The 26,730-nt window shown below is 68.9% G+C and carries 23 protein-coding genes and 4 pseudogenes; 20 read left to right on the forward strand and 7 right to left on the reverse strand.

Annotated features, from left to right (window positions below):
- Positions 1 to 199: 199 nt before the first annotated feature.
- The 5 genes and pseudogenes from ACZ7NC_RS37360 to ACZ7NC_RS37380 form a co-directional block, all read left to right on the forward strand.
- Complete coding sequence (locus ACZ7NC_RS37360; protein ID WP_471495232.1) at positions 200 to 928, forward strand: hypothetical protein; 729 nt, start codon at positions 200 to 202, stop codon at positions 926 to 928.
- Positions 929 to 1,117: 189 nt separating this feature from the next.
- Positions 1,118 to 1,693, forward strand: coding sequence for a hypothetical protein (locus ACZ7NC_RS37365; RefSeq protein ID WP_471495234.1), 576 nt, complete (start codon positions 1,118 to 1,120; stop codon positions 1,691 to 1,693).
- A 263-nt stretch (positions 1,694 to 1,956) separates the two neighbouring features.
- The gene (locus ACZ7NC_RS37370; protein ID WP_471495236.1) at positions 1,957 to 2,193 is read left to right on the forward strand and encodes a hypothetical protein; all 237 of its coding nucleotides are present in this window, start codon (positions 1,957 to 1,959) and stop codon (positions 2,191 to 2,193) included.
- A 631-nt stretch (positions 2,194 to 2,824) separates the two neighbouring features.
- A complete protein-coding gene (locus ACZ7NC_RS37375; protein WP_471495238.1) occupies positions 2,825 to 3,469 on the forward strand; it encodes a LysE family translocator in 645 nt (214 codons plus the stop codon).
- Between the two features lie 342 nt (positions 3,470 to 3,811).
- A pseudogene (locus tag ACZ7NC_RS37380) lies at positions 3,812 to 4,171 on the forward strand (transposase family protein); the annotation flags it as partial.
- 145 nt (positions 4,172 to 4,316) lie between these two features.
- Here ACZ7NC_RS37380 and ACZ7NC_RS37385 read toward each other — a convergent pair.
- Both ACZ7NC_RS37385 and ACZ7NC_RS37390 read right to left on the reverse strand, forming a co-directional pair.
- Positions 4,317 to 5,339, reverse strand: a complete 1,023-nt coding sequence (locus ACZ7NC_RS37385) for a hypothetical protein (protein ID WP_471495240.1) — start codon at positions 5,337 to 5,339, stop codon at positions 4,317 to 4,319.
- A 375-nt stretch (positions 5,340 to 5,714) separates the two neighbouring features.
- Positions 5,715 to 6,611: a LysR family transcriptional regulator gene (locus tag ACZ7NC_RS37390; protein WP_471495242.1), complete on the reverse strand. Its 897-nt coding sequence runs from the start codon at positions 6,609 to 6,611 to the stop codon at positions 5,715 to 5,717.
- A 72-nt stretch (positions 6,612 to 6,683) separates the two neighbouring features.
- Between ACZ7NC_RS37390 and ACZ7NC_RS37395 the strand changes: the two genes are divergently transcribed.
- Positions 6,684 to 7,073: a RidA family protein gene (locus ACZ7NC_RS37395; RefSeq protein WP_471495244.1), complete on the forward strand. Its 390-nt coding sequence runs from the start codon at positions 6,684 to 6,686 to the stop codon at positions 7,071 to 7,073.
- A gap of 511 nt (positions 7,074 to 7,584) precedes the next feature.
- Here ACZ7NC_RS37395 and ACZ7NC_RS37400 read toward each other — a convergent pair.
- The 3 genes and pseudogenes from ACZ7NC_RS37400 to ACZ7NC_RS37410 form a co-directional block, all read right to left on the reverse strand.
- Entirely contained in the window at positions 7,585 to 7,734 is a 150-nt protein-coding gene (locus ACZ7NC_RS37400) for a hypothetical protein (RefSeq protein WP_471495335.1), read from the reverse strand.
- A gap of 59 nt (positions 7,735 to 7,793) precedes the next feature.
- Positions 7,794 to 8,141 (reverse strand): annotated as a pseudogene (locus ACZ7NC_RS37405) (hypothetical protein); the annotation flags it as partial.
- 18 nt (positions 8,142 to 8,159) lie between these two features.
- Positions 8,160 to 8,594, reverse strand: a complete 435-nt coding sequence (locus ACZ7NC_RS37410; protein ID WP_471495246.1) for a type II toxin-antitoxin system PemK/MazF family toxin — start codon at positions 8,592 to 8,594, stop codon at positions 8,160 to 8,162.
- 167 nt (positions 8,595 to 8,761) lie between these two features.
- Here ACZ7NC_RS37410 and ACZ7NC_RS37415 point away from each other — a divergent pair.
- From ACZ7NC_RS37415 to ACZ7NC_RS37435, 5 genes and pseudogenes are all read left to right on the forward strand, one after another.
- Positions 8,762 to 9,885: pseudogene (locus ACZ7NC_RS37415) on the forward strand (IS701 family transposase).
- A gap of 59 nt (positions 9,886 to 9,944) precedes the next feature.
- Positions 9,945 to 10,187 (forward strand): annotated as a pseudogene (locus ACZ7NC_RS37420) (Rv2578c family radical SAM protein); the annotation flags it as partial.
- 173 nt (positions 10,188 to 10,360) lie between these two features.
- The gene (locus tag ACZ7NC_RS37425) at positions 10,361 to 11,938 is read left to right on the forward strand and encodes an alpha/beta hydrolase (RefSeq protein ID WP_471495248.1); all 1,578 of its coding nucleotides are present in this window, start codon (positions 10,361 to 10,363) and stop codon (positions 11,936 to 11,938) included.
- A gap of 62 nt (positions 11,939 to 12,000) precedes the next feature.
- Positions 12,001 to 12,399 carry a RidA family protein gene (locus tag ACZ7NC_RS37430; RefSeq protein ID WP_471495250.1) on the forward strand — a complete coding sequence of 133 codons (399 nt, stop codon included), beginning with the start codon at positions 12,001 to 12,003 and terminating at the stop codon, positions 12,397 to 12,399.
- Between the two features lie 40 nt (positions 12,400 to 12,439).
- Positions 12,440 to 12,976 carry a GNAT family N-acetyltransferase gene (locus ACZ7NC_RS37435; RefSeq protein WP_471495252.1) on the forward strand — a complete coding sequence of 179 codons (537 nt, stop codon included), beginning with the start codon at positions 12,440 to 12,442 and terminating at the stop codon, positions 12,974 to 12,976.
- On the opposite strand, the gene ACZ7NC_RS37440 is transcribed toward ACZ7NC_RS37435, so the two are convergent.
- Positions 12,967 to 13,542, reverse strand: a complete 576-nt coding sequence (locus tag ACZ7NC_RS37440) for an adenylosuccinate lyase (RefSeq protein ID WP_471495254.1) — start codon at positions 13,540 to 13,542, stop codon at positions 12,967 to 12,969. The genes ACZ7NC_RS37435 and ACZ7NC_RS37440 overlap by 10 nt on opposite strands.
- 400 nt (positions 13,543 to 13,942) lie before the next feature.
- Here ACZ7NC_RS37440 and ACZ7NC_RS37445 point away from each other — a divergent pair, with 400 nt between their 5' ends.
- The 9 genes from ACZ7NC_RS37445 (at position 13,943) to pssA (ending at position 25,233) form a co-directional block, all read left to right on the forward strand.
- Positions 13,943 to 15,748, forward strand: coding sequence for a 3-hydroxyacyl-CoA dehydrogenase family protein (locus ACZ7NC_RS37445; protein WP_471495256.1), 1,806 nt, complete (start codon positions 13,943 to 13,945; stop codon positions 15,746 to 15,748).
- Between the two features lie 187 nt (positions 15,749 to 15,935).
- The gene (locus ACZ7NC_RS37450; RefSeq protein ID WP_471495258.1) at positions 15,936 to 16,748 is read left to right on the forward strand and encodes a TetR family transcriptional regulator; all 813 of its coding nucleotides are present in this window, start codon (positions 15,936 to 15,938) and stop codon (positions 16,746 to 16,748) included.
- Between the two features lie 709 nt (positions 16,749 to 17,457).
- The gene (gene ccrA / locus ACZ7NC_RS37455; protein ID WP_471495260.1) at positions 17,458 to 18,801 is read left to right on the forward strand and encodes a crotonyl-CoA carboxylase/reductase; all 1,344 of its coding nucleotides are present in this window, start codon (positions 17,458 to 17,460) and stop codon (positions 18,799 to 18,801) included.
- 17 nt (positions 18,802 to 18,818) lie between these two features.
- A complete protein-coding gene (locus tag ACZ7NC_RS37460) occupies positions 18,819 to 20,867 on the forward strand; it encodes a protein meaA (protein WP_471495262.1) in 2,049 nt (682 codons plus the stop codon).
- On the forward strand, positions 20,864 to 21,826 hold the full coding sequence (locus ACZ7NC_RS37465; RefSeq protein WP_048579464.1) for an HpcH/HpaI aldolase/citrate lyase family protein: 963 nt from the start codon (positions 20,864 to 20,866) through the stop codon (positions 21,824 to 21,826). Before ACZ7NC_RS37460 ends, ACZ7NC_RS37465 begins: the two co-directional genes overlap by 4 nt.
- A gap of 5 nt (positions 21,827 to 21,831) precedes the next feature.
- Positions 21,832 to 22,344, forward strand: a complete 513-nt coding sequence (locus ACZ7NC_RS37470; protein ID WP_471495264.1) for a MaoC family dehydratase — start codon at positions 21,832 to 21,834, stop codon at positions 22,342 to 22,344.
- 3 nt (positions 22,345 to 22,347) lie between these two features.
- Positions 22,348 to 23,562 carry an acyl-CoA dehydrogenase family protein gene (locus ACZ7NC_RS37475; RefSeq protein ID WP_471495266.1) on the forward strand — a complete coding sequence of 405 codons (1,215 nt, stop codon included), beginning with the start codon at positions 22,348 to 22,350 and terminating at the stop codon, positions 23,560 to 23,562.
- Positions 23,563 to 23,732: 170 nt separating this feature from the next.
- On the forward strand, positions 23,733 to 24,392 hold the full coding sequence (locus ACZ7NC_RS37480) for a phosphatidylserine decarboxylase (protein WP_003996602.1): 660 nt from the start codon (positions 23,733 to 23,735) through the stop codon (positions 24,390 to 24,392).
- Between the two features lie 22 nt (positions 24,393 to 24,414).
- Positions 24,415 to 25,233 (forward strand): CDP-diacylglycerol--serine O-phosphatidyltransferase, encoded by an 819-nt coding sequence (gene pssA, locus ACZ7NC_RS37485; protein WP_471495329.1) that lies wholly within the window; start codon positions 24,415 to 24,417, stop codon positions 25,231 to 25,233.
- A gap of 165 nt (positions 25,234 to 25,398) precedes the next feature.
- Here the strand turns inward: pssA and ACZ7NC_RS37490 are convergent, their stop codons facing one another.
- Positions 25,399 to 26,517 (reverse strand): glycerate kinase, encoded by a 1,119-nt coding sequence (locus ACZ7NC_RS37490; RefSeq protein WP_471495331.1) that lies wholly within the window; start codon positions 26,515 to 26,517, stop codon positions 25,399 to 25,401.
- Positions 26,518 to 26,730: the final 213 nt, after the last annotated feature.

The raw sequence follows: 26,730 nt of genomic DNA on the forward strand, positions 1-26,730 counted from the left end.
ACGCCAGCACCAAGCCCGCATCAGCCACTACAAACGACGCGGACACAGTCCCTGAAACTGCCCAGCAATCAGAACAAGCACCGTTGCAGTACTAGTAGGCCCGACGCACGGCCATGTCACAACAGGGACACATGACCTCCAACCACCGCCCCATATGCGGTCATGATGCCCCGTAGTACGGATCGCCTTGGGGGGAACCATGCGCCGCACCATCACCGCCCTATCCGCCGCCCTGATGCTCACCCTGGCAGGCTGCGGCTCCAGCGACGACGGTAGGCCGGCTGCCAAGGCGAGCCCCAGCGTGAACAGGGCAGGCCAGTTCATCACCGCTTCGCAGGAGCTGGAGTTCACCACCATGCGGCCGTCGAACGACGAACTGCTGACGTACCCGCCGCGTTGGTGCAAGGAGTTGGAATCGGGGCACAGCGTGGAGTGGATGTTCGGGGGTGGCGGCTTGTATCCGATCAGCGAGGAGTGGGGCACGCAGAGGACGGATGCGAACGAGCTGCTGGTCGCTGGGGTGAAAGCATATTGTCCGAAGCGTCTGCCTGCGGTGCAGGACGAGTTGCGGGCCACCGTCTACACCAGCGACGACTGCGCAGAGCTGCTGGAGAGGAACTACCAAGAGGACAACGTCCAGGACGCATCGGACGACGTGGAGTGCCGTGGCCTCACGGAAGAGCAGTACCGGTCGGCGGTGAAGGACGTTCTGACCGGGCACGTGAACGACATCATGGACGACGCGACCGACGAGGTCATGTACGACGAGATCTGGGGCTCGCTGGACACAGAGACTCAGCAGACGGCGCGCGATTTGATGCTGGCTGACGGTCCAGAGCCTGTGGGGATTCTGTTGGAGAACATGGTGAACGATCCGTCAGTGGGTACGACGGAGATGGCGGAGTACTTCTACGACGAGAAGTGCTGAGCTGAACCGTTGCGGCCTGCTTCGGTGGGGCTGCGGCAGGCGTTCAGGCTGCACCCGGTGTGCGTGGCAGAGGTCGTGGGCCCGTTCCAGCCGAGCGAGTACGCATAGATCACGGCACTCGCCTACCCATGGGGGTGACCCATGAGGTAACAGGCTGGATGCGACACGCAGTTGTAGGAGACTGCCCGGATGGTTGATCCGATCAGCGCCGCTGGTCCATCCGCGGCGAAGGCCCTGGCCTCCGCGCTCACGAAGCGACTCCAGTCCCGGGCCGGGGTACGCCTCGGGAGCCGAGACGAACGGCGCCAGGTGTACGACCGGTTCCAGGCATCGGTGATGGACGCGAACCTTGTAGTCACCGCTGTGCTGCTGGAACAGCAGCTGTACACGACCTGGGTGGGCAAGCGGCGTTGGAGTTTCACGCTCCAGCCGTTCGAGGCGCAGCGAGCCGCCAAGGAAGGTCTGCACAAGCTGGCCCACGCCCAAGGCCAGGTTCTCCACGCCTACCTGGACCTGCGCCTCGTTGCCAACCCTGATCCTCTCCGCGCGGCAGACGCCGTACTGGAGCAGGTCATCGAACTGTTCGATCATGGCTCGTCCAGCACGGCCGACGAGGTGATGGAGGCGACGAACAAGGTCGTGGAAGCACAGCGCGAGTTCACAGACGTCTGCCGCGATGACCTCTGGTACCTGCCCCAGAAGTGGCAGATCTACCGTCGAGGATGGTGGGCAGCCCGCCAGTGGCGTCGGCGCCGGGCTACTTGATGGTGCCGGTCCAGTTCGGGTCTTCGCCGAGGAAGCTGCCGCGCTCCAGCCACGCATCGTCCGTGCGGCTCATGGTGAACAGGACCTCCTTGCCGTCGCTCTTGGCGAGGGAGTACTCGGAGGTGAACGTCGCGGAGCGGCCGGCGGCGAGGCGCCCGGTCGCCTGCTTGGAGCTGACCTCGACGTACAGGAACTCGGTCTGTCCGCCGGTAGTGGCGCCCTCGGCGTTGTAGCCGAAGCCGTCCAGGTCGTACGCCTTCTTCGTGCCGTTGGTGATGGTGAAGGTGACGCGGAACGGCGTCTGGTCGGCGTCGGGCTTCGTGTCGTACTCCCCCCACTTGGTGATGGTGCGGATGCTGTCGACCTACGTCGCCGACGTCTGGGAGTCCGAGGAGGCGTTCCGCCGGTTCAGTGAAGTCGTCCTGCCGCTTTTACGGGGGGCCGGTGCTCCGGAGGTGGAGCCGAAGATCTACCCGGTCTTCAACTTGGTGACCCCGTAGTCGTCGGTCTTCTGGTACACGACGGGCTGAGGCATGCCCCTCCGCCCCCGTCCTCAAGGAATGCTGCGACTCAACAAGGCGGATCGCCACTGGAGCGATCCACAAAATCACAGGTCAACGCAATTTCTGCGGTAGCCCTCCCGCGACCAGCGGCCACGCTGAAGGGCTCACTGACAGTTGGCATGTAGACCATCTGTGATCAGCGGGTGGGCACACCCGGTCGATGGGGAGAAGGCGATAGACGTCGTCATGGATTCCCCTGGGGCCCAATCAGGTAGGTGTGAGCCGACCAACCCGGTGTGGCTGCGGCTGCCTGGCTGGCTTCCGGTTACGTTCGCGGGGGCTAATACTCCAGCCGTAGTTCGTGATCTCGATCGTGAGGGGCGCCGAGGAGGCAGCTGGCAGCGTCGATCATCTGGACGAGACCGACCACGCTGTCGCGGGCGTTCGTTTCCTTTGCGCGCCAGAGGCCGGGCCAGGCACGGGGCCGGGGGCGCACGAAGATACCGAGCGGCAAGGCCGTATGCTGCAGTGGGCGAGGCAGGCGCTGCTCACGCGTCGTCTCCATTCTTTGCAGTTGGGTGACCCCATTTCGTATCAGGTACCCGACGAACGACCTGGAGGTTGACCGGTGATCACTCTGACCGCAGTCGGAGGAGTAGCACTGGTCGAACTGGGCATGGCTCTGACTCCGGGACCGAACATGGTCCACCTCGCCTCCCGCGCGATCACCCAAGGCCGCAGGGCTGGCCTGGTTAGCCTCAGTGGTACCGCCGTGGGATTCGTGTGCTATCTGCTGGCCGCGGCTGCGGGCCTGTCCGCGTTGTTCGCCGCCGTGCCGGTGGCATTCACGGTGGTCAAGCTTGCCTGGGCCGCCTACCTGGCCTACCTCGCCTGGGGCATGCTCAAGCCCGGCGGCCGCTCGCCCTTCGCCCCGGCCCAAGACCTGCCTCCGGTCTCCGATGCCCGCCTGTTCTCGATGGGGCTACTGACCAACCTGCTCAACCCCAAGATCGCTCTTATGTACGCCGCCCTACTGCCCCAGTTCTTGGACCCGCAGGCAGGTCCGGCCTGGGGACAACTCCTCCAGCTCGGTGGTGTGCAGATCCTCGTCGGCATCTCCGTGAACGCTCTGATCATGCTGGGCGCAGCACGGGTCTCCGGGTTTCTGGCCGCCCGGCCCCGCGCCATGACCGCCCAACGGTTCACAGCAGGCGGCCTGCTCGGCGCGTTCGCGCTGCGCACCGCCCTGTCCCGCACTGCTGTCTCCACCTGAGGTTCCCCCTCTGCGCGGGGGGTGGCTGACTAGGCCCTGTCCGGGCGCTTCAGCCGAGAGAGATGAAGCGGTCCAGCCGTGAGACGACCTGCCGCAATGCATCAACGGATCCCGCGGCGTCATCCGCGAGCTCCAGGGCGTGATCCGCTGAGCGGAACTGCGACTCGCTCAGGGGCACCGTCGAAGCGGGTGGGGACCGCGAACGGGGAGGGATCCGGCCGCAGGCTACTAGCCAGCCGATCATGTGACTGGCGTCCTGTCGGATCGCTGTTCGGGGCATGGGGCGAGGTGATCTGACGGATGCGGAGTGCGAGCGGCATGAGCTGTTCCTGCCGGTCAGCAATGGCCGTTGTCGCCCGGCGACGGGAGCACCGGCAGGCGATCGACGGCATTTCGCACCGGGTGCGGACCGGGGTGCAGCGGCGGGATGTGCCCGAGCGGCTCGGGCCGTGGAAGACGGTCTACGAGCGCCATCGACTGCCCGATCCGCGATGCCGCCAGGGCCGCCGCTACCGGCTCGGTGCACTGCTGGCCCTGTGCGCCCTCGCCGTGCTCGGCGGGGCCTCGACGCTGGTGGCGATCGCCCGATTCGCGACCGGGGCACCCGAGGAGGTCCGGACCCGCCTGGGTATGGCCGGGCGGGTGCCGCGCGCCTGTACGCTCGGCCCGCTGCTAGCTCGCATCGACGGCGACGCGCTCGATGCGGCCGTCGGCTCCCGGTTGGCCTGCCAGCTTGGTTCGTCGCCGGCAGTGCCGCCATCAGGCAGGCGATCCTCGACCGGCAGACGGAACAAGATCAGCCGGGGCTGCCATGACGTCAAGGCTCATCCTGCCGGCCTGTGCGTGCTCAGCGGACGAAGGACCGGACGGATGTGCAGACGTAGGCCAGCAGGACGAGCAGGAAACTGGCCCCCGCCAGTAGCCACTGGAGCACACCGGCCTCGTGCCCCAGCAGCGTCGGACTCCAGCCCCAGAACACCGCCACGGCCAGCGCGGCACGGACCGTCTGGACCGGCGCCGACCCGGCCAGCCGCTGCAGCACGTCGGCCTGCGGTGCGAGAGTGAAGACAGCGCCCGGAACGCCCCCGAAGAAGACCATGATGACGATGAAGGCGAGCAGGGATGCGACACCCAGCTCGTCGTCCGCGAAGGCGTTCCAGCGTGCTTCGGCGAGCACGCGCAGGTTCTTGCTCTCGTTGACGTAACCGCCCAGCCCCGGTGCCGATCTGGCCCACAGCACGTCGACCTCGGTGCCGGCACGGGGCCGGTCGTAGGTGTAGGCGCCACGCACGGGGAGCCGTCCGGGGCCGCCGGGCACGGAGACCACGAGCCGTGAGACATACCCCTTGACGGCATGCTCGTCGGTCAGCTCTTCGCGGATCGCCTGCGGCCCGCCCACGACGGTCGCCGTGCTGGCCTCGGCGCCCGCCGTGCGCAGGTCGTCGAGCTTCTCACCCGCGTTGGCCGACGTCAGCAGCGCGACGAAGAAGGCCCCCGAGGCGAACGCCACCAGCGCCCAGACAGCGCCGGTGCGCAGTTTGATCCACGCCCGGGCATCGTCGAGGTCGCTGAAGGAGAACCCGAGGGCCTCACTGAGCGACACGGATCCGGACACGGACCGCCGATCAGCCACCTTCGACAAGGACACCGGCTCTCCCGGCGTCCTGTTCTCCCGGGGCAGCACTCGCAGACCCCACAGCGCCAGCACGCGTACCACCGCACACGCCACGGCGACGGCTCCCCACACATACGCCTCGGTCCACGGCCGAGGCATGGCGGTGGCGCCCAGCAGCCAGAAGCATGCGACCGCGGTCGCGACCCAACCCACCAGCGCACACAGCCGAACTACCCAGGTCAGCAGGGAACGCATGAACCCTCCCCCGTCGTTCGGCGACCCGTTCCCCGCACCGCCGAGCGCCTCTCGCGGCATACAGGTGCCAACGCCACGACGCACACCGGGAGGAGGCTGGGATCCAGGCCGCCGGCTGCCCTCGAAGATACGGGCGCCCTCCAGCGGGGAGGCACCCGGGCGGAATTTCCGGACGACGTCGTTGAGCGAGGAGCCGCAGCCGGTCGACGCGTGACATCTGACGCGCGCTGGCGTGGAGCAGCACGAGTCGGAATGCCGGCCCCCGGGGACGTCTTCTCCCCGGTGCCCTTAGTACGCCACGCAGGCCAGGCCCCTGAGCACCTTCGGGGCGCGCCCGGGGACGGGGTCAGCAGCAGGGGCCAGCATGGCGGTTCCCTAGTCCAGGGCTTTGAGAGCCGCCAGGAGGCGTGGGACCAGGGGGTTTGAGTCGTTCTTGCGCCAAGCGACGGCGACTCGTGTGCGCGCTGCGTTGGGCTCGATCCTGCGAAAGGCAACGCCTTTGAGGCGGATACGGCGGATGCTCTCCGGGGCCAGTGACACGCCCAGGCCCGTTTCCACCAGGGCGCAGACGGTCTGCCATTCCACGGCGTGCTGAGTCACCTGGGGTGTGAAGCCTGCCGTGATGCACAAGTCGGTGATCTGGTCGTACAGCGAGGGGCCGACGGTGCGAGGCATGAGCACGAAGGGGCAGTTGGCCAACTGCTCGACTCGGACGGCTCGCTGTGTCGCGAGTGGGTGCGAGGAGGGCAGGACGGCCACGAAGGGTTCGTCCAGCACGGTCTCGAATCCGAGTTCCGTATCATGGGCAGGCGGTTCGCGCAACAGGCCGATGTCGATCGCCCTTTCGCGCAGAGCAGCCAGTTGCGGTGTGGTGGTCATCTCCCGGATATCCAGGTCCACGGCGGGAAGTCGTCCCCGGAAGGTTCGCAGCAGGCCGGGGAGGACAGTGAGGGCGACGGAGGCTGCGAAGCCGATCCGCAGGCGGCCGGCCCTGCCGCTACCGACCTCTCGGGCTGCGGTCAGGCCGTCCGCGAGGTCGGTCAGGGCATGCCGGGCGGCGGGGAGAAGCTCCCGGCCCGCCGGGGTGAGTCCGATGCGCCCGGGTTCGCGGCTGAACAGCGCGTAGCCGACCTTGTCCTCCAGACGGCGGATCTGCTGGCTCAGCGGCGGCTGGGCGATGCCCAAGCGGGTAGCGGCGTGGCCGAAGTGGAGTTCCTCGGCAAGAACGACGAAGGCGTGCAGTTGCGGAAGGGGAAGTTCAGGGCGCTCCATACGCTCAGAGATATCACTACATACGTGAGGCCGTATTAGACGTATCGGTCCTGGTCACCTAGCGTTCGGCGCATGACGGAGCGACGTTCAATACTCAGCGGCTCGACGTTCGAGGAACAAATCGGCTATGCCCGCGCTGTGGTCGACGGCGACTGGGTCCATGTGTCCGGAACGACCGGATTCGACTACACCACCATGACGATTTCCGACGACGTGGTGGAGCAGGCGGAGCAGTGCCTGCGCAACATCGAGGTCGCCCTTACCGAAGCGAAGTGCACCTTCGCTGACGTGGTGCGGGTGCGCTACCTGCTGCCCGACCGGGCGGACTTCGAGCCCTGCTGGCCGGTGCTACGTCGCACGTTCGGAGAGGTCCGGCCGGCCGCCACCATGCTCATGTGCGGCCTCGCCGACCCCCGCATGAAGATCGAGATCGAGGTGTACGCCCGGCGGATCACCGCGTAACCGCCCGCGTGATGCGATCTCTGCGCCAGCTCCCACAAATCGCGGAGGAGTTCAAGGAGTTTTTCCTTGGCGACGCGGATGCTAAGCGCGGACGCGTGCCGCGCACCCGGTCGGCCGGCCAGACATGCCGCGATGCCGGGGCTAGTGACTGACGGGGAATGCATCGCGGTGCCGGGCGCCAATACCTTTCCCTGGCTCGACCCGCAGGCATGGTCCGACCCAGTGCGGCGACTCACGGCACGAGTCGGGCCGCGCCGGTGAACGTCAGCCGGGTGGGCTCACAACCCGGGCCTGACCTCGAACCGGGACCCCGTGTCCGGGCTGTCGGATCCGGCCAGTTCAGTCGCGGTGCCGTGCACGGTGACCAGGTCGTCGAGCAGCCCAGAAGTCTCCTCGGGAGGCAGCCCAGAGGCACGCGCCACCTCGTCCAGGTGGACCGCTTCGCCCGTGTGCGGACCGCAGCCTCAGGTATAAGGCCGGGGATCGATCCGCCGGTCCGCTTCGGGGCCACTCAACGCCTGCCTGCCGGGGCACCGTGTTCGTGCAGTGCTTGCATGACCTCCTCGTCGCTGACCTGGTCGAAGTCGTCGTACCACTGTCCGACTGCGCGGAAGTCCGGCGGCTGGTGCAGACAGACGACGTCATCGGCTTCCGAGCGCATCGCTGCGGCGGTGTCGGGAGCCAGACGGCGACGGCAAGGATCAGCTGCGCCGGGCCCTGGCGGCGCAGGTGGGGCAGGGCGGCGCGTGCGGTGGCGCCGGTGGCGAGCCCCTCATCGATGAGGATCACGGCCCGGTCCTTGATTTCGGGCCTGGAGCGATCACCTCGGTACCGCAGTTCCCGACGGTGCAGCTCGGTCCGCTCGCGGGCCACGTCCGGGGCGAGTCGGTCCTCGCTCAGGCCGAGCATGTCCAGTGAATGCCGGTCGAACAGCGGCGGATCGTCACCCACGATCGCTCCGATGCCGGTCTCCGGGTGGCCTGGGACGCCGATCTCCCGTGCGACCAGCACATCCAGCGGTGCCTTTAAGGCTGGCGGCTTCGCGGCGTTGCTAAAACTCACCGACATTCTGGCGGCTGAGCACCCTCACTCGTTCCTAGAACTCACCGACACGTGTTGCTGCTTCTCACCGACACAATGAGCGTTCCTTATCTCGCTGAGCTTCGCGGTCGTCGCCGGGGTCCACTCCTTCGCCTGCTCACCGAGACGGAGGGCGTTCTCGATCTCGCTGAGTTTCGCGGAGGACAGGGCGCCCGCCCGCTCGATCAGGTCGTCCCGGGACACGGTGGTCAGCCACGTGCAAGGGGTAAAGCCCGGACGCGGGAACGCGAACCGAAGCACGCCTTCAAAGGGCAGTCCTTCCACGGCGCCTACTGCCACTTCGACGCCCAGACCGGTGATGTCGACACCCGCCCGAGCGACGACCTGCATCACCCGGATCCCGGACGCGTCGTCTCCCGACAGCAGCACGACCGGCCGCCGCTCGTCGAACTCCACCCACCAGACTTCGCCACGTTGCACATGTCCTCCTGACACAGGACGGCGGGCGGACGCTGCGCGACCCCGACGCGCTGTGGAGACGGGTGCCGCCACCCGTTGATCATCGGTGTGTGAAGACAAACGATGACGCGGTGGCCGCAGGTCACAGCGTAGACCCTGCCCGCTGGCAGGAGGCGTTCGAGGGCCTGATGAGCCGGACAGCGGGACGGTTCACACGGGTCGAACCCCGGTTCCGGGTCCGGAAGTTGGTGGGCGCCGACCGGGTCCGCGACGATGTGTGTGACTACGTGGTGGACCACCTGCACGACGACCAGGCGGTACTGGTGGTCGACGAGACGGGGACGTGAAGAAGGGCACCGGCACGGTCGGCGTCCAGCGCCAGGACACCGGTACCGCGGCCAGGATCGAAAATGCCCAAGTCGCCGTCTACCTGGTCTACGCCGGCCGGCGCGGGCACGCGGCATTGGACCGGGAACTGTACGTCCCGCGTTCATGGACCTCCGACCCTGACCGCTGCCGGGATGCCGGCCTCGACCAGGACACCGCCTTCGCCACCAAGCCGGAACTGGCCACTCGTATGGTTGCCCGGTTCCTGGACGCCGGCCACCAGGCCGCATGGGTCGCCGGCGACGAGGTCTACGGCGGCAACCCCAGGCTGCGAACCGCACTGGAGGAACGCGGCACCGGCTACGTCCTCGCGGTGGCCTGCTCGCACGAAGTCACCACCGGGGCGGGGAGGTTCCGTGCGGACACCCTGGCCAAGAAGGCGCCCAAGCGGGCCTGGCAGAAGCTCTCCGCAGGGGCCGGGGCCAAGGGCCACCGTTTCTACGACTGGGCCGTCATCGACCTCGCCGACCCCCGACCCGGGAGTCGTCAGCTGCTGATCCGCCGTAATCGCAGCACCAGCGAACTCGCCTACTACCGCTGCTACTCGCGCGCACCCGTGCCGCTGACCGTGCTGGTCAGAGTCGCTGGATCAAGATGGCGGGTAGAGGAGTTCTTCCAGTCGGGCAAGGGCCTGGCCGCATTCGACGAGCACCAGGTCCGCCGCTATGCCTCCTGGTCCCGCTGGGTCACCCTCGCCATGCTCGCGCACGCCTTCCTCGCCGTCGTACGCGCAGACGAGCACACCCGCCCCGCACCCGATGCCCTCGTTCCGCTCACCTGCAACGAGATCCAGCGCCTGTTCATCACACTCGTTGTCCGACCCGTCCACGATGCCGCCCACCGGCTCGGTTGGTCCCACTGGCGGCGCCGCCACCAGGCCCGATCCCAGGCCAGCCACTACTGTCGACAAGCCACTCAGGCATGAAGATCACGATCTACGGCTGGAGTACTAGTTGGAGGCTGATCAGCATCTCTCGCCGCACCCGCGAGTGGTTCATGGCCTGGCTGGGCCGTGAACACCCGCATCTGGTGCGCCGCTACGAGCGGCTGTACGCGGACGGCGCCTACGCGCCGAAGTGGTACCAGCGCCGGATCACCCGTCAGGTCCACGATCTGGCGCAGGAGTACGGCATCGGCCCCACACGCGCGGTGATGCCACGACGGATCCCCGAACCCCAGCCGGCCGAGCCCGCGGCAACCGAACCGACCCAGCTTTCGCTGATCTGAGCGCATCAGGGAGCAACAGGGAGTATCGGGGCGCATCGGGGAGCATTGGAGCGCATCCCTCGACCCGATCGGGTCATGTCCTGATGGAACGAGTTCTTCCGGGCACCCTCTCCGGGACTATGCGGCCAGGACCGTGACGCTCACGGTCCGATCCCTCCGTCCTGGGAGACCCGATGGGAAAACGCGCAGCCGTTCTCTGCGGCACCGCCGTCCTCATGGCCGGGACCGTGACGGCCGTCCCCGCACAGGCGCGCGCCGCACACCCCGCGGAATCCGTTCTATCCGCGTCCCTCACCTGGAAGCAGTGCGGCACCCAGAAGTATCCGACGCTCCAGTGCGCGTCCCTGAAGGTGCCGCTCGACCACACCGATCCGCACGGGCGGCAGATCACCATCGCGCTGTCCCGCGTCCCGCACACCGCGAAGAAATACCAGGGCCCCCTGCTGGTCAACCCCGGCGGCCCCGGAGCGAGCGGGCTCACGCTCGCCGGCTTCGTCGCCGCCGCGCTGCCCGAGGCGGTGGCGACCCAGTACGACGTCATCGGCTTCGACCCGCGCGGGGTCGGCAGGAGCAGGCCGGCCCTCGCCTGCAAGCCCGGCCACTTCGCCCCGGTGCGCCCCGACTCTCTGCCGAGCGACGCGCGGACCGAGCAGGCCAATCTCCTGCGCGCCAAGGCCTTCGCGCGCGCGTGCGCGAAGAAGTACCCGGATGTACTGCCCTACATCGACACGGTCAGTGCGGCGCGTGACATGGACCGGATCCGTACGGCACTCGGCGCACCGCGGATCAACTACTTCGGCTACTCGTACGGCACCTACCTCGGCGCGGTCTACGCCAAGCTCTTCCCCGAGCGGGTGCGGCGCGCGGCCCTGGACTCGGTCGTCGACCCGACCGGGGTCTGGTACGAGGACAACCTCGCGCAGGACGTCGCCTTCGACGACCGGCACCGCGCCTTCCTGGCCTGGGTGGCCAAGCACGACGCGACCTACCGGCTCGGCACCGATCCGGCGAGGGTCGAGGCCAAGTGGTACGCGATGCGGGCGGCGCTGGCCAGGAGGCCGGCCGGCGGGAAGGTCGGAGCGTCCGAACTGGAGGACACCTTCGTCCCCGGCGGTTACTACAACGGCTTCTGGCCCCATCTCGCCGAGGCCTTCGCGGCGTACGTGAACGAGGGGAAGGCCGCTGCGCTGATCGCGGCGTACGAGAACTTCGGCGCCTCCGACGCGTCCGACGACAACGGCTACAGCATCTACACCACCGTGCAGTGCCGGGACGCCGCCTGGCCGCGCGACTGGGACCGGTGGCGGGCGGACAACCGGGCCGTGTACGCGAAGGCGCCCTTCATGACCTGGAACAACGCCTGGTACAACGCGCCGTGCGCGTTCTGGCCGACGAACTCGCCGCGTTCGGTGGACATCGCGAACAAGAAGCTGCCGCCGGTCCTGCTGTTCCAGGCGACCGACGACGCCGCCACCCCGTACCAGGGCGCCGTCACGGTCCACCGGCAGCTGGCCCGCTCCAGTCTCGTGGTCGAGCGGGGCGGCGGCAATCACGCCATCACCCTGGGCGGGAACACCTGCCTGGACGAACACCTCGCGGCGTACCTGGCCGACGGCACGGTGCCGCGCGGCGCGGGGACGGTCGACGCGGTGTGCGGGGCACAGCCCGATCCGAAGCCGCTGAGCTCCAAGGCCACGGCGAAGGTGTCACGCGGTGCCGAACTGCACGGGCTGCTCGGGTTCCGCCCTTGAGTGCCTGAGCGACCTGACTGCCCGTCGGGGGCGTTGTCAGTGCCATGGTCCACGATGGACCCATGAGTGAGCTGACCAGGATTCCCGCCCCCGACGGGGTCGCCCCCGCCGCGCAGTACTCACACGTCGTGCTCGGCACGGGCCGTTTCGTCGCCGTCTCCGGCCAGCTCGCCCTGGACGAGGCCGGCGAGCTCGTCGGCGTGGGCGACCCCGCGGATCAGGCCCGCCAGGTCTTCGAGAACCTCAGGCGCTGCCTGGCCGCGGCCGGGGCGACCTTCGACGACGTCGTCAAACTCACCTATTTCGTCACGGACATGGCCCATATGCCGGCGATCCGCGCGGCCCGCGCGCGGCACATATCCGACGACCGCCTTCCGGCCTCGTCGGCGGTGCAGGTGGCAGGGCTGGTGCGGCCGGAGTTCCTGATGGAGGTGGAGGCGTACGCGGTGCTGCCGGGTTAATGGGACGCCGACCCCTGGCTGCCCGACCTAGGGTCCCCTCATGGACTACGACGGCATACGGATCCGCCCCATGGCCCAGGCCGACTGCGACCGCGTCGCCGAGATCCGCGTCGGCGGCTGGCGCAGCGCCTATCGGGGCCTGATCCCGCGGTCGTACCTGGATGCTCTGGACGTGGCGCAGGAAGCCGAGCGCCGACGCGGATACTTCTCGCAGGGCGACGGGAGCGTGGTGGACCTCGTCGCCGAGGAGGGCGGCGAGATCGTCGGCTGGGCCTGCCACGGCCCGTACCGCGACGGCGAAGTGCGCACCGAGGACGCCGAGTTGTACGCCGTCTACGTCGATCCCGGACGGTATGGCGCCGGCATAGGCCACGCCCTGCTCCAGGAGTCGGTACGCCACCGCACGGCCGCCGGACATGCCCGGATGCTCCTCTGGGTCCTCAAGGACAACGCCCGCGCACGGCGCTTCTACGAACGAGCGGGCTTCCGGGCCGACGGCGCCGAGGAGCCCTTCGAGGTGGACGGGGTCGAGGTGCCCGAGGTGCGGTACGCGCCGGAGCTGGCGGCTCACCGTTGACGGGGGATCCGTGCCAGCGCCCGCACCGCCGCCTCCGCCAGGGACGGGTGGGCCAGGGCCTCATTCAGGACCTGCCGGGCGCGGGCGTCGCCCAGGGCGCCAAGGCCCTCCACACAGGCGAGGGCCACGCGGCGGTAGGGGTCGTGGGGGCGCAGGCGTCGCTCCAGGGTGGTGATCAGGGCGGGGACGGCTTCGGGGGCGCGCAGTTCGACCAGGAGCCGGACCGGGTGCAGGGCGTAGGCGACGCGGAGTTCGTTGGTGGCGAGGGCGGCCGCCGCGCGGGCCGTGCGTGGGTCGCCGAGGTGGGCGAGGGCATGGGCGGCGGAGACACAGCGCTCCGGGTCGCGGTGGTTCAGCAGCAGGACGAGAGACTCGAAGGCCCGGCGGTCCCCGGCGAGGCCCAGCCGGAACGCGGCCAACTCCCTGGCCCACAGCGGCTGTCCGGGCGCGGTGAGCACGCCCGCCAGTTCGTCGAGGTCCTCGGTCGCCACGAGGCGGTCGTACGCGGCCGATGCTCCGGACTCCTGCCGTAAGCGCTCCGTGAGTGATCGCAACTCTTCGTCCATGGCACCGAGATTAGGGGGGCGGTCGGTTTCGCGGGACGTACATCACAAACACGAGGGCTGGCGCGCTCGTTACCCGGGAGTTAAGCTCAGACGAGCGAGTTACCCACTCGCACACCCCCTTGCGGCGGCCTGGTGACGCAGCCGCCGCGAGAGCAGTCGGTTCGGTACATCGCGTACCGCAGTACGACTCGGTCACGGGACAGGGCCGGTCGGTCATCACCGCTCCTCGGACGTGTGCACGTCCGCAGCGACGGCACCGGGCGTGTGCGCTTGCAGCCCGGCAACACCCGCACTTCTTCCGCACCCGGTGCGCTCACGGTTCGGCTCCGACTCCGGTCGGGCCCCCTTCGGCGCACCCGGGCGCATTTCCAGTCGTCACCCTCATCCCTGGAGTCCCGCGATGGCCACTCCCCTGTCCGACACCCCTCTGTCCCCGCTCAAGACCGTTGCCGTCGTCGGCCTCGGCACCATGGGCACCGGTATCGCCGAGGTCCTGGCCAAGGCCGGTCGCGAGGTCATCGGTATCGACATCAGCGAGGCCGCGACCGCCAAGGCCGTCGCCGCCCTGGAGTCCTCGACCGCCCGTGCCGTGGAGCGCGGCCGGCTCACCGAGGACGAGCGCACGGACGCTCTCGCCCGCGTCCGCACCTCCACCGACCTGCGGGCCGCTGCCGACGCCGACCTGGTCATCGAGGTGGCTCCGGAGTCGTACGAGATCAAGCAGCAGATCTTCCGCGAGCTGGACGGGATCGTGCGCCCCGAGACGATCCTGGCGACCGGCACCAACGCCCTGTCGGTCACGCGGCTGGCCGCCGACTCGGCCCGCCCCGAGCGGGTGCTCGGGCTGCACTTCTTCAACCCGGCGCCGGCGATGCGGCTGGTCGAGGTCGTCTCCTCCGTGCTGACCGCGCCGACGGCCGTCACCGCGGTCACCAACCTGGCCCTGGACCTCGGCAAGGAGCCCGTCGCGGTCGGCGACCGGCCCGGTTTCGTCGCCGACGGGCTGCTGTTCGGCTACCTCAACCAGGCGGCCGCGATGTACGAGGCCAAGTACGCCTCCCGCGAGGACATCGACGCGGCGATGCGGCTGGGCTGCGGACTGCCGATGGGCCCGCTGGCCCTGCTCGACCTGATCGGCGTCGACACGGCGCGCACGGTCCTGGAGGCCATGTACGCCGAGTCCCGCGACCGCCTGCACGCCCCCGCACCGATCCTCAAGCAGCTCAGCGAGGCCGGCCTGACGGGCCGTAAGTCGGGCCGCGGTTTCTACACCTACGAGGCTCCCGGCAGCGCCACCGTCGTGCGGGACGCGCTGACGCCGCTGGAGGGCGCCGCGCTCACGCCGGGCCGCGAGGTCCGCTCGGTCGGTGTCGCGGGCTCCGGCACGATGGCGTCCGGCATCGCGGAGGTCTTCGCCAAGGCAGGCTACGACGTCGTGCTGGCCGCCCGCAGCGAGGAGAAGGCGCAGACCGCGAAGGCCCGGATCGGCAAGTCGCTGTCCCGCTCGGTCGACAAGGGCCGGATGACGGCCGAGGCCGCCGCGCAGACCCTGGACCGGATCACCGCGGCGGGTACGTACGACGCGTTCGCCGACGTCGATCTGGCCGTCGAGGCGGTCGCCGAGGACCTGGAGATCAAGCGGCAGCTGTTCGCGACGCTCGACAAGGTCTGCAAGCCGGGCGCGGTGCTGGCCACCACCACCTCGTCGCTGCCCGTCGTCGCCTGTGCCCGCGCCACCTCGCGTCCGCAGGACGTGATCGGCATGCACTTCTTCAACCCGGCGCCGGCGATGAAGCTGGTCGAGGTCGTCCGTACGGTCCTGACGGCCGACGACGTCCACGCGACGGTCCGCGAGGTCTGCGGCAAGGTCAGGAAGCACGCCGTGGACTGCGGTGACCGGGCCGGTTTCATCGTGAACGCGCTGCTGTTCCCGTACCTGAACAACGCGATCAAGATGGTGCAGGAGCACTACGCCACGCTCGACGACATCGACGCTGCGATGAAGCTGGGCGGCGGCTACCCGATGGGCCCGTTCGAGCTGCTGGACGTCGTCGGACTCGATGTCTCCCTCGCGATCGAGAAGGTCCTGCACCGCGAGTTCCGCGACCCGGGCCTCGCTCCGGCGCCGCTCCTGGAGCACTTGGTGGCCGCGGGCTGCCTCGGCCGCAAGACGGGCCGCGGCTTCCGCGAATATGCCCGGCGCTAAGGGGCGTCCCGGCGACTGGTTCACCGACGGTCAGGAGTGGGGCGGGCTGCTGGACCCCGGCAGCTCTCCCCCGGCCTCCCGGCGCGGCCCGGTCCCGTCCGCCGAACCCGGCGCTCCCCCGTCCGCACCGGGCGGGGGAAACCCCGTACATGCGCATCAAGCTGCGCACATGCAGTACGTTCGGGTCATGTCCCAGCCCGCCAAGTCCTCACGTACCTCAGCCACGCCCGACGCGCCGGAAAGTGCCGCGGGCAGTCGCGCGGCCGCCCAACGGCTCAAGATGCGCCGCGAACTGGCGGCCGCGGCGATGGAGCTGTTCGCGACCAAGGGGTACGAGGCGACCACCGTCGACGAGATCGCGGCCGCGGCCGGGGTCGCCCGCCGCACCTTCTTCCGCCACTTCCGCTCCAAGGAAGAGGCGATCTTCCCGGACCACGACGACACGCTGATCCGTGCGGAGGCGGTGCTCAACGCGGCACCCGCGCACGAGCACCCGCTCGACACCGTGTGCCGTGGCATCAAGGAAGTCATGAGGATGTACGCGGCCCGGCCGGAGATCTCGGTCGCCCGCTACAAGCTCACACGCGAGGTACCCACGCTGCGCGAGGCGGAGATCGCCTCGGTGGCACGCTACGAGCGCCTCTTCACCCGCTACCTCCTCGGTCACTTCGACGAGCACGCGCACGACGACGACGCCAACGACGACCCGCTGCTCGCGGAGGTCGCCGCGTCCGCCGTGGTCACCGCGCACAACCACGTCCTGCGGCGCTGGCTGCGCGCGGGCGGCCAGGGTGACGTGGAATCACAGCTCGACCATGCCTTCGCGATCGTACGCAGGACGTTCGGGACCGGGATCGGGGCGGGCCGGGACACCACACCGCGCACGGCACCGGCGTCCGTGGCCGCGCAGGGCGAGGTGCTGGTGACGGTGGCCAGGACGGACGCACCGCTCGACGAGGTGATGCGCACGATCGAGCAGGCGTTGAAGGAGCGGGCGTAGGGCGGTCCGGTCCGGGGCCGCGGGGCGCTACGCAGGGTGCTCGCGAACGAAGCCCTCGGTGGGAAGCATCGCATCCGGCCCGCCGCCGGGCGGCGCATGACCCTCTCCCCGCCCTCCCCGAGCGCAGCCCGCTGGAGGTAGCGCTGCAGGGGCTGCTGGGGGCCTAGCCCCGGCCCCAACCGCGCCGCCGGCCCCGGCTCCGCCCTGCCCCCGTGAGCAGCCCGGCCACCATTCGGCCCGTCACCGGGGTCGGCATGTTGTGGCCCGCCGGGCGGAGTGTGGCTTTCAGCTCGTCAGGGCGGCGGCATGTCCGGCCGACGCCCTCTGGATGACCGGCAGGCGACCGATAGCGCCCGATTAGCACCTCCTCGCCGGTAGCTTTGATCGATCATCGCTCATTTGTTACGTAAAGATTTCATCTGAGGGCAACTTCTGGCACCCAGTGCCTTGCCGGATGACACGCCGTGCCATACGTTGAAAGTGTCCGGGCGGCCGGCGTGCAGAGACCTTTCGTACGTCGGCTGTCCCCGCAAGCCCCTCCAGGGGCCTGTGCGCCCGGACGCCTGCGTCACAGGCAACCTCCCGCGCCACAAAGCGCTGCCGAACAGCACAGATCGCCGAACCGACGGCAACCACCAAAAACCCTCAGCAGCACCGACGTAACCCTCAGCACCCCTCCCTCAGGGTGCGTACCGCCGGAGGCAACACCGTGACCGTGAAGGACATCCTGGACGCGATCCAGTCGCCGGAATCGACGCCGGCCGACTTCGCCGCCCTGCCGCTCCCCGAGTCGTACCGCGCGATCACCGTGCACAAGGACGAGACGGAGATGTTCGCGGGTCTGGAGACCCGCGACAAGGACCCGCGCAAGTCGATCCACCTCGACGAGGTGCCGCTGCCCGAACTGGGTCCGGGCGAGGCCCTGGTGGCCGTCATGGCCTCCTCGGTCAACTACAACTCCGTGTGGACGTCGATCTTCGAGCCGCTGTCGACCTTCGGGTTCCTGGAGCGCTACGGCCGCCTCAGCGAGCTGACCAAGCGGCACGACCTGCCGTACCACATCATCGGCTCCGACCTCGCGGGCGTCGTCCTGCGCACCGGCCCGGGCGTCAACGCCTGGAAGCCCGGTGACGAGGTCGTCGCGCACTGTCTGTCCGTCGAGCTGGAGTCCAGCGACGGCCACAACGACACCATGCTCGACCCCGAGCAGCGCATCTGGGGCTTCGAGACCAACTTCGGCGGCCTCGCCGAGATCGCCCTGGTCAAGTCCAACCAGCTGATGCCCAAGCCGGGTCACCTCAGCTGGGAGGAGGCCGCCGCTCCGGGCCTGGTCAACTCCACCGCGTACCGCCAGCTGGTGTCCCGCAACGGCGCCGGCATGAAGCAGGGCGACAACGTCCTGATCTGGGGCGCGAGCGGCGGACTCGGCAGTTACGCCACGCAGTTCGCGCTGGCCGGTGGCGCCAACCCGATCTGTGTCGTGTCCTCGCCGCAGAAGGCGGACATCTGCCGGGCGATGGGCGCCGAGGCGATCATCGACCGCAACGCCGAGGACTACAAGTTCTGGAAGGACGAGAACACCCAGGACCCGAAGGAGTGGAAGCGCTTCGGCAAGCGCATCCGCGAGCTCACCGGCGGCGAGGACATCGACATCGTCTTCGAGCACCCCGGCCGCGAGACCTTCGGCGCGAGCGTCTTCGTCACCCGCAAGGGCGGCACCATCACCACCTGCGCCTCGACCTCTGGCTACATGCACGAGTACGACAACCGCTACCTGTGGATGTCGCTGAAGCGGATCATCGGCTCGCACTTCGCCAACTACCGCGAGGCCTGGGAGGCCAACCGGCTCATCGCGAAGGGCAAGATCCACCCGACCCTGTCGAAGGTCTACTCCCTGGAGGAGACCGGCCAGGCCGCGTTCGACGTGCACCGCAACCTCCACCAGGGCAAGGTCGGCGTTCTGTGCCTGGCCCCCGAGGAGGGCCTCGGCGTGCGCGACGAGGAGATGCGCGCCAAGCACATCGACGGCATCAACCGCTTCCGCAACATCTGAGACACCCGGGGTCATAGATGACTGAGCGTCAGAACGCCGACGGGGCAAGGGAGAAGGACCGGCCGTGGCTCATGCGCACGTATGCCGGTCACTCCACGGCCGAGGCGTCCAACGAGCTGTACCGGCGTAACCTCGCCAAGGGCCAGACCGGTCTGTCGGTGGCGTTCGACCTGCCGACGCAGACCGGCTACGACTCCGACCACATCCTCGCCCGCGGCGAGGTCGGCCGGGTCGGCGTGCCGATCGCGCACCTCGGTGACATGCGCCGGCTGTTCCAGGACATCCCCCTGGAGCAGATGAACACCTCGATGACGATCAACGCCACCGCCATGTGGCTGCTGGCGCTCTACCAGGTCGTCGCCGAGGAGCAGGGCGCGGACATCACCAAGCTCCAGGGCACGACCCAGAACGACATCGTCAAGGAGTACCTGTCGCGGGGGACCCATGTCTTCCCGCCGGTGCCCTCACTCCGGCTGACGACGGACATGATCGCGTACACGGTCTCCCACATCCCGAAGTGGAACCCGATCAACATCTGCAGCTACCACCTGCAGGAGGCGGGCGCCACGCCGGTCCAGGAGATCGCGTACGCGATGTCCACCGCGATAGCGGTTCTCGATGCCGTACGCGATTCAGGGCAGGTCCCCGCCGAGAAGTTCGGGGACGTCGTGGCCCGTATCTCCTTCTTCGTGAACGCGGGCGTCCGCTTCATCGAGGAGATGTGCAAGATGCGGGCGTTCGGGCGGATCTGGGACCAGGTCACGCGCGAGCGCTACGGCATCGAGAACCCCAAGCAGCGCCGCTTCCGGTACGGCGTCCAGGTCAACTCCCTCGGTCTGACCGAGGCGCAGCCGGAGAACAACGTCCAGCGGATCGTCCTCGAGATGCTGGCCGTGACCCTGTCGAAGGACGCACGCGCGCGTGCCGTGCAACTGCCCGCCTGGAACGAGGCGCTGGGCCTGCCCCGGCCCTGGGACCAGCAGTGGTCGCTGCGCATCCAGCAGGTGCTCGCCCATGAGAGCGACCTGCTGGAGTACGAGGACATCTTCGAGGGCTCGCACGTCATCGAGGCGAAGGTGGGCAAGCTGGTCGAGGAGTCGCTCGCCGAGATCGAGCGGATCCAGGAGATGGGCGGCGCGATGGCCGCCGTCGAGTCCGGCTACCTCAAGTCGCAGCTCGTCTCCTCGCACGCCGAGCGCCGCGCCCGGATCGAGTCCGGCCAGGAGAAGATCATCGGCGTCAACATCTTCGAGACGACCGAGCCGAACCCCCTGACCGCCGACCTCGACACGGCGATCCAGACGGTCGATCCGGCCGTCGAGGCCCGTGTCATCGCCTCTCTCCAGCACTGGCGCGACACCCGCTACCAGCCGCCCTTCAACCACCCGCGCCCGTGCAAGGCGCTGGAGCGGCTGAAGGAGGCCGCGAAGGGCACCGCCAACCTCATGGAGGCCACCCTGGAGTGCGCCCGCGCCGGGGTCACGACCGGTGAGTGGGCCGGGGCGCTGCGTGAGGTGTTCGGCGAGTTCCGGGCGCCGACGGGTGTCTCGTCCGCGCCGGTGGCGGTGCCGGCGGAGGAGGGCTCGGCCATGGCCGACGTCCGCCGCAAGGTCGACGTGACGGCCAAGGACCTCGGCGTCGGCAAGCTGCGCTTCCTGGTCGGCAAGCCGGGCCTGGACGGGCACTCCAACGGTGCCGAGCAGATCGCCGTGCGCGCGCGTGACGCCGGCTTCGAGGTGGTCTACCAGGGCATCCGGCTGACGCCGGAACAGATCGTGGACGCCGCCCTCGCGGAGGACGTGCACGCGGTCGGCCTGTCGATCCTGTCCGGTTCGCACGCGCAGCTGGTGCCGGACGTGCTGGAGCGGCTCCGTGTGGCCGGTGCCACAGATATACCTGTGATCGCCGGTGGCATCATCCCCAATGGTGATGCCGAGCTGCTCAGGACCGCCGGTGTGGCCGCCGTCTTCACCCCGAAGGACTTCGACATCACCGGAATCATCGGCCGCATCGTCGACGAGATCCGGAAAGCGAACAAGCTCGACCCCCTGGAGGTCCCCGCATGACCACGGTCAACCGCCTTCGCCCCCGGCGTTCCTGCCTGGCGGTACCGGGCTCGAACCCGCGCTTCCTGGAGAAGGCCCAGGGCCTCCCCGCCGACCAGGTCTTCCTCGACCTGGAGGACGCGTGCGCGCCGCTCGCCAAGCCCGAGGCACGGCACACCATCGTCAAGTTCCTCAACGAGGGCGACTGGACGGGCAAGACGAGGGTCGTGCGCGTCAACGACTGGACGACCGAGTGGACGTACCGCGATGTCGTCACGGTGGTCGAGGGTGCCGGCCAGAACCTCGACTGCATCATGCTGCCGAAGGTGCAGACCGCCCAGCAGGTCGTCGCCCTCGACCTCCTGCTGACCCAGATCGAGAAGACGATGGGCTTCGAGGTCGGCAAGATCGGCATCGAGGCGCAGATCGAGAACGCCCAGGGCCTGAACAACGTCAACGAGATCGCGACCGCGTCCCAGCGCGTCGAGACCATCATCTTCGGCCCGGCCGACTTCATGGCGTCCATCAACATGAAGTCGCTGGTCGTGGGCGAGCAGCCGCCCGGCTACCCGGCGGACGCCTACCACTACATCCTGATGAAGATCCTGATGGCCGCCCGCGCCAACAACCTCCAGGCGATCGACGGCCCCTACCTCCAGATCCGCAACATCGACGGCTACCGCGAGGTCGCCCAGCGCGCCGCCGCCCTCGGCTTCGACGGCAAGTGGGTGCTGCACCCGGGTCAGGTCGAGGCGTCCAACGAGATCTTCTCGCCCTCCCAGGAGGACTACGACCACGCCGAGCTGATCCTGGACGCGTACGACTACTACACGTCCGAGGCGGGCGGCAAGAAGGGCTCCGCGATGCTCGGCGACGAGATGATCGACGAGGCCAGCCGCAAGATGGCGCTGGTCATCTCCGGCAAGGGACGCGCCGCCGGCATGCAGCGCACCAGCAAGTTCGAGATCCCGGAGGCGTGACGGCCATGCAGTTCGGACGTACGTACGAGGAGTTCGAGGTCGGGGCGGTCTACAAGCACTGGCCCGGGAAGACGGTCACGGAGTACGACGACCACCTCTTCTGTCTCCTCACCATGAACCACCACCCGCTCCACATGGACACCAACTATGCGGAGAAGACGACGGACTTCGGCAAGAACGTCGTCGTCGGGAACTACATCTACTCGCTGCTGCTCGGCATGAGCGTGCCGGACATCTCCGGCAAGGCGATCGCCAACCTGGAGATCGAGTCGCTCAAGCACGTGGCGCCGACCTTCCACGGCGACACCATCTACGGCGAGACGACCGTGCTGGACAAGTGGCCGTCGAGGTCGAAGAACGACCGCGGCATCGTCTACGTCGAGACCAAGGGCTACAAGCAGGACGGCACGCTGGTCTGCGTGTTCCGCCGCAAGGTGATGGTGCCGACCGAGACGTACATCAAGGAGCGCGGCGGCGAGCAGCCGGGCCGCCCGGAACTCAAGCAGCAGGAGAAGTAGGCCATGGCCCGTCTCGCCCAGACCGCCGGTCTGACCGACATCCAGCAGGAGATCCTCTCCACCGTCCGCGACTTCGTGGACAAGGAGATCCTCCCGGTCGCGACCGAGCTGGAGCACCGCGACGAGTACCCGCAGCAGATCGTCGACGGCCTCAAGGAACTGGGCCTGTTCGGCCTGATGATCCCCGAGGAGTACGGCGGTCTGGGCGAGTCGCTCCTGACGTACGCCCTCTGCGTCGAGGAGATCGCCCGCGGCTGGATGTCGGTGTCCGGCATCATCAACACCCACTTCATCGTGGCGTACATGCTCAAGCAGCACGGCACGCAGGAGCAGAAGGACCACTTCCTGCCGAGGATGGCGGCCGGCGACATCCGCGGCGCCTTCTCGATGTCGGAGCCGGGCCTGGGCTCCGATGTGTCGGCCATCACGTCGAAGGCGGTCAAGGACGGCGAGGAGTACGTCCTGAACGGCCAGAAGATGTGGCTGACGAACGGTGGAACGTCAAGTCTGGTCGCCGTCCTCGTCCGAAGTGACGAAGGACACTCCCCTGAAGAGGCGGCCGCCAAGCCCCACAAGTCGATGACGACCTTCCTCGTGGAGAAGGAGCCCGGCTTCGGAGAGGTCCGCCCCGGCCTCACCATCCCCGGCAAGATCGACAAGATGGGCTACAAGGGCGTCGACACGACCGAGCTCATCATGGACGGCCTGCGCATTCCGGCCAATCGGGTGCTCGGCGGCGTCACCGGCCGAGGTTTTTACCAGATGATGGACGGCGTCGAGGTCGGCCGCGTCAATGTGGCGGCGCGTGGCTGTGGCGTCGCTCAGCGTGCCTTCGAACTCGGCGTCCAGTACGCCCAGCAGCGACACACCTTCGGCAAGCCGATCGCCCAGCACCAGGCCATCCAGTTCAAGCTGGCCGAGATGGCTACCAAGGTCGAGGCCGCGCATGCGATGATGGTGAACGCGGCACGCAAAAAGGACTCCGGCGAACGAAACGACCTTGAGGCTGGGATGGCGAAGTACCTCGCCTCCGAGTACTGCAAGGAGGTCGTGGAGGATGCCTTCCGGATCCACGGCGGCTACGGCTTCTCCAAGGAGTACGAGATCGAGCGCCTCTACCGTGAGGCTCCGATGCTGCTGATCGGTGAAGGTACCGCCGAGATCCAGAAAATGATCATTGGTCGCAGGTTGCTCGAAGAGTATCGGTTCCAGGGCTGAATATCCGGATACGGGGTGTTTTCTTGGAGAAGAAGATCACACCCCGTCAGCGGTCTTCAGCCGCCGACTCGGCTTCCTGGCTTGCCCAGTTGTGGCCCGCGACCGGTACGATCCCGGGAAAGCCGCCGTCCCCTGATACCGCGCGGCATCATCCGCTACGAAGGTCATCCATGCCCCACAGCCAAACCTCTGCACCACGCGACAGCCAGGTCGGCGGCGTACGCCTCGCGCGCGGAGCATCGCCGTGGCTTCTCCCGACCGTCGCCACCGCAGCCGTCAGCCTGCTGCGCGCACGCCGCTCCGGCGTCGCCAAGGCCGTCGCCGTGCCCGCCACCGCTCTCGCGGCGGGCATGCTGTGGTTCTTCCGCGACCCCGAGCGCGAGATCGCCCAGGGCCGGGTCATCTCGCCCGCCGACGGTGTGGTGCAGAGCATCATGCCGTGGAAGGACGGCCGCACCCGCGTCGCGATCTTCATGAGCCCGCTCAACGTCCACGTCAACCGCGCGCCGCTGTCCGGCACGGTGACCTCGGTCGAGCACATCCCGGGCGGGTTCGTTCCGGCGTTCAACAAGGAGAGCGAGAACAACGAGCGCGTTGTCTGGCACTTCGACACCGAGCTCGGCGACATCGAGATGATCCAGATCGCCGGCGCGGTGGCCCGTCGCATCGTCCCCTACATCCCGCAGGGCACGAAGGTCGAGCAGGGCGACCGTATCGGTCTGATCCGCTTCGGCTCGCGTGTCGACATCTACCTGCCCGAGGGCGTGGAGGTCGCGGTCGAGGTCGGGCAGAAGACCGTGGCTGGGGTGACTCGCATTGACCGTGATTGATCCTGAGACCCAGCCGGGCTGGGTGCCCGAGGCCGACGTGGTCGACGAAGAGGAGGAGATGCCTCTTTCTCTCCGCCTGTCGATAGCGGACACCCTCACTCTCGGCAACGCCACGTGTGGCTTCATGGCGGTGTACTTCACCACCACCGGCATCCTGATCCCGCACCTCACCGGCAGCCAGGAAACCGGCATGGCCCGCCACAGCGCGGCCACCGCGGTCATCCTGATGCTGTGCGCGGCGGTCTTCGACCTGTTCGACGGCCTGGTCGCACGCAAGCTGCGCTCCTCCCCCATGGGCGCGGAGCTGGACAACCTGTCCGACCTGATCAGCTTCGGCCTGGCGCCGGCGTACTTCGTCCTGGTCTACGGCATGGTCGCCGACGACGCGCACCAGCGGGTGGCGGCGGTCGGCGCGATCGTGGTTCTGCTGGCGGTGGTGCTGAGACTCGCCCGCTTCTCGTGCGTGACGCCGCCGAACGGCATGTTCCAGGGCATGCCCTCCCCGTTCGGCGCGCTGACGGTCGTCTCGATCGTCCTGCTGGAGCTGCCGTTCGTGGCGACGCTGCTGGCGATCCTGGGCACCGCGTGGCTGATGGTCAGCCGGGTCGAGTACCCGAAGCCGCGGGGCCGCCTCGCCGTGGCGATGCTCGGCTGGATCGTCCTGTCGATGGGTCTCCTGGCCGCGTGGGCCCTCGACGCCCCGAGCGGCCAGCTGCTGCTCCAGACGGGTTGCGCGCTCCAGCTGGTGATGGGCGCGGTGATCCCCCTGTTCGCCACGGCTCGCCGGGTGAACAACTTCCGCGACAACCGGCGGGAGGCGCGGGCGGCGCAGCTGCCGTAGCGCTCCGCTGGGTGGGGCCCCGGACCGGGTTGGTTCGGGGCCCTTCGCATGTCCGGCGTCCGGCGTTGGAGCGGGCCTGGGTAGTGCGGACCGGCGCTGAAAGGTTCGAGTCCGGCCTCTTGGTTGGACAGAACCCCTGTCGGTTTGGACAGCGCCCCTGTCGGTCTAGATCAGGAAGTCGCGGGCGATCCGCTCCGCCACCCGCTCGAGGATCGGGCCCGCCTCCGCGATGCACTTCGCCACGTCCGGCTCGGCCTCCGTCAGGGGATACGCCCGTCGGATCCCGGCCCGGCCCAGCGCCTCCGGTAGCAGGGCGACGCGGCCGCATACCGCGATGACCTCCTTGTCGGCCGCGCGGGCCGCTGCGGCGACGCCCGCGGGGGCCTTGCCGTGGAGGGTCTGCTCGTCGAGGGAGCCCTCGCCGGTGATCACCAGCGTGGCCCGCTCCAGCGCCGGCGCGAAGCCCAGGACGTCCAGCATGACCTCGATGCCGGGGCGGAAGCGGGCGCCGAGGAGGAGGGCGCCGTAGCCGATACCGCCCGCCGCGCCCGCGCCGGGGGCCGCGGCGTGCTCGGCGGCTCTGGCGCCGGCCGACTCCTCCAGCACCTTGGCGAAGTGCCCGAGCGCCGCGTCCAGCGTCGTCACGTCGTCCGGCGAGGCGCCCTTCTGCGGGCCGTACACCGCGGGCGCGCCCTTCGGGCCGGTCAGCGGGTTGTCGACGTCGCTGGCCAGGACCAGGTCGACGGAGGCGAGCCTCGGGTCCAGACCGGAGAGGTCGGCCGTGGCCAGGTCGCCCAGGCCGCCGCCGCCCGGCGCCACCGGCTCCCCGTCCGCGTCCAGGAAGCGCGCGCCCAGCGCGGTCAGCATGCCGGCGCCGCCGTCCGTCGTGGCGCTGCCGCCGACGCCGAACACGATCGTGCGGGCACCGGCGTCCAGCGCGGCCCGCAGCAGCTCCCCGGAGCCGTAGGTGGACGCCGTGAGCGGCGCGAAGACTCCCGCGGGCAGCCGCTGGAGGCCGCTCGCCTCCGCCATCTCCACGACCGCCGTGTCGCCGCGCAGCGCGAACGCCGCCGTCACCTCATGCCCGAGGGGCCCGGCGACCCGGATCTCCCGCCGCTCGAATCCGGCCGCGACCGCCGCGTCCACCGTCCCGTCGCCGCCGTCGGCCACGGGCATGGCCTCCACTTCGAGGTCCGGCACGACCCGGCGCAGACCGGCGGTCACGCGCTCGGCGACCTGCACGGCCGTGAGCGACCCCTTGAACTTGTCCGCGGCGATGAGCACGCGCTGTGTCACCTGTTTTTCCCCTTGCTCTCCGGGCCTCGCGCACGTCAAGGCCAGTCGCGCCGCTGCGACCTTAACCGGAGTCCGCCCCCGCCGTCATTCGGTGACCGGAGCTTGAGAACTCCGCAGGAACCCCGTGGGCGTGCCCCGCGAACTCCCTGTGGCCGGCTCCCGAACCCCGAGCGGATGCCCCCGGAATTGGGTAAACCGGTC

This window comes from Streptomyces sp. NPDC111802, assembly GCF_055634335.1.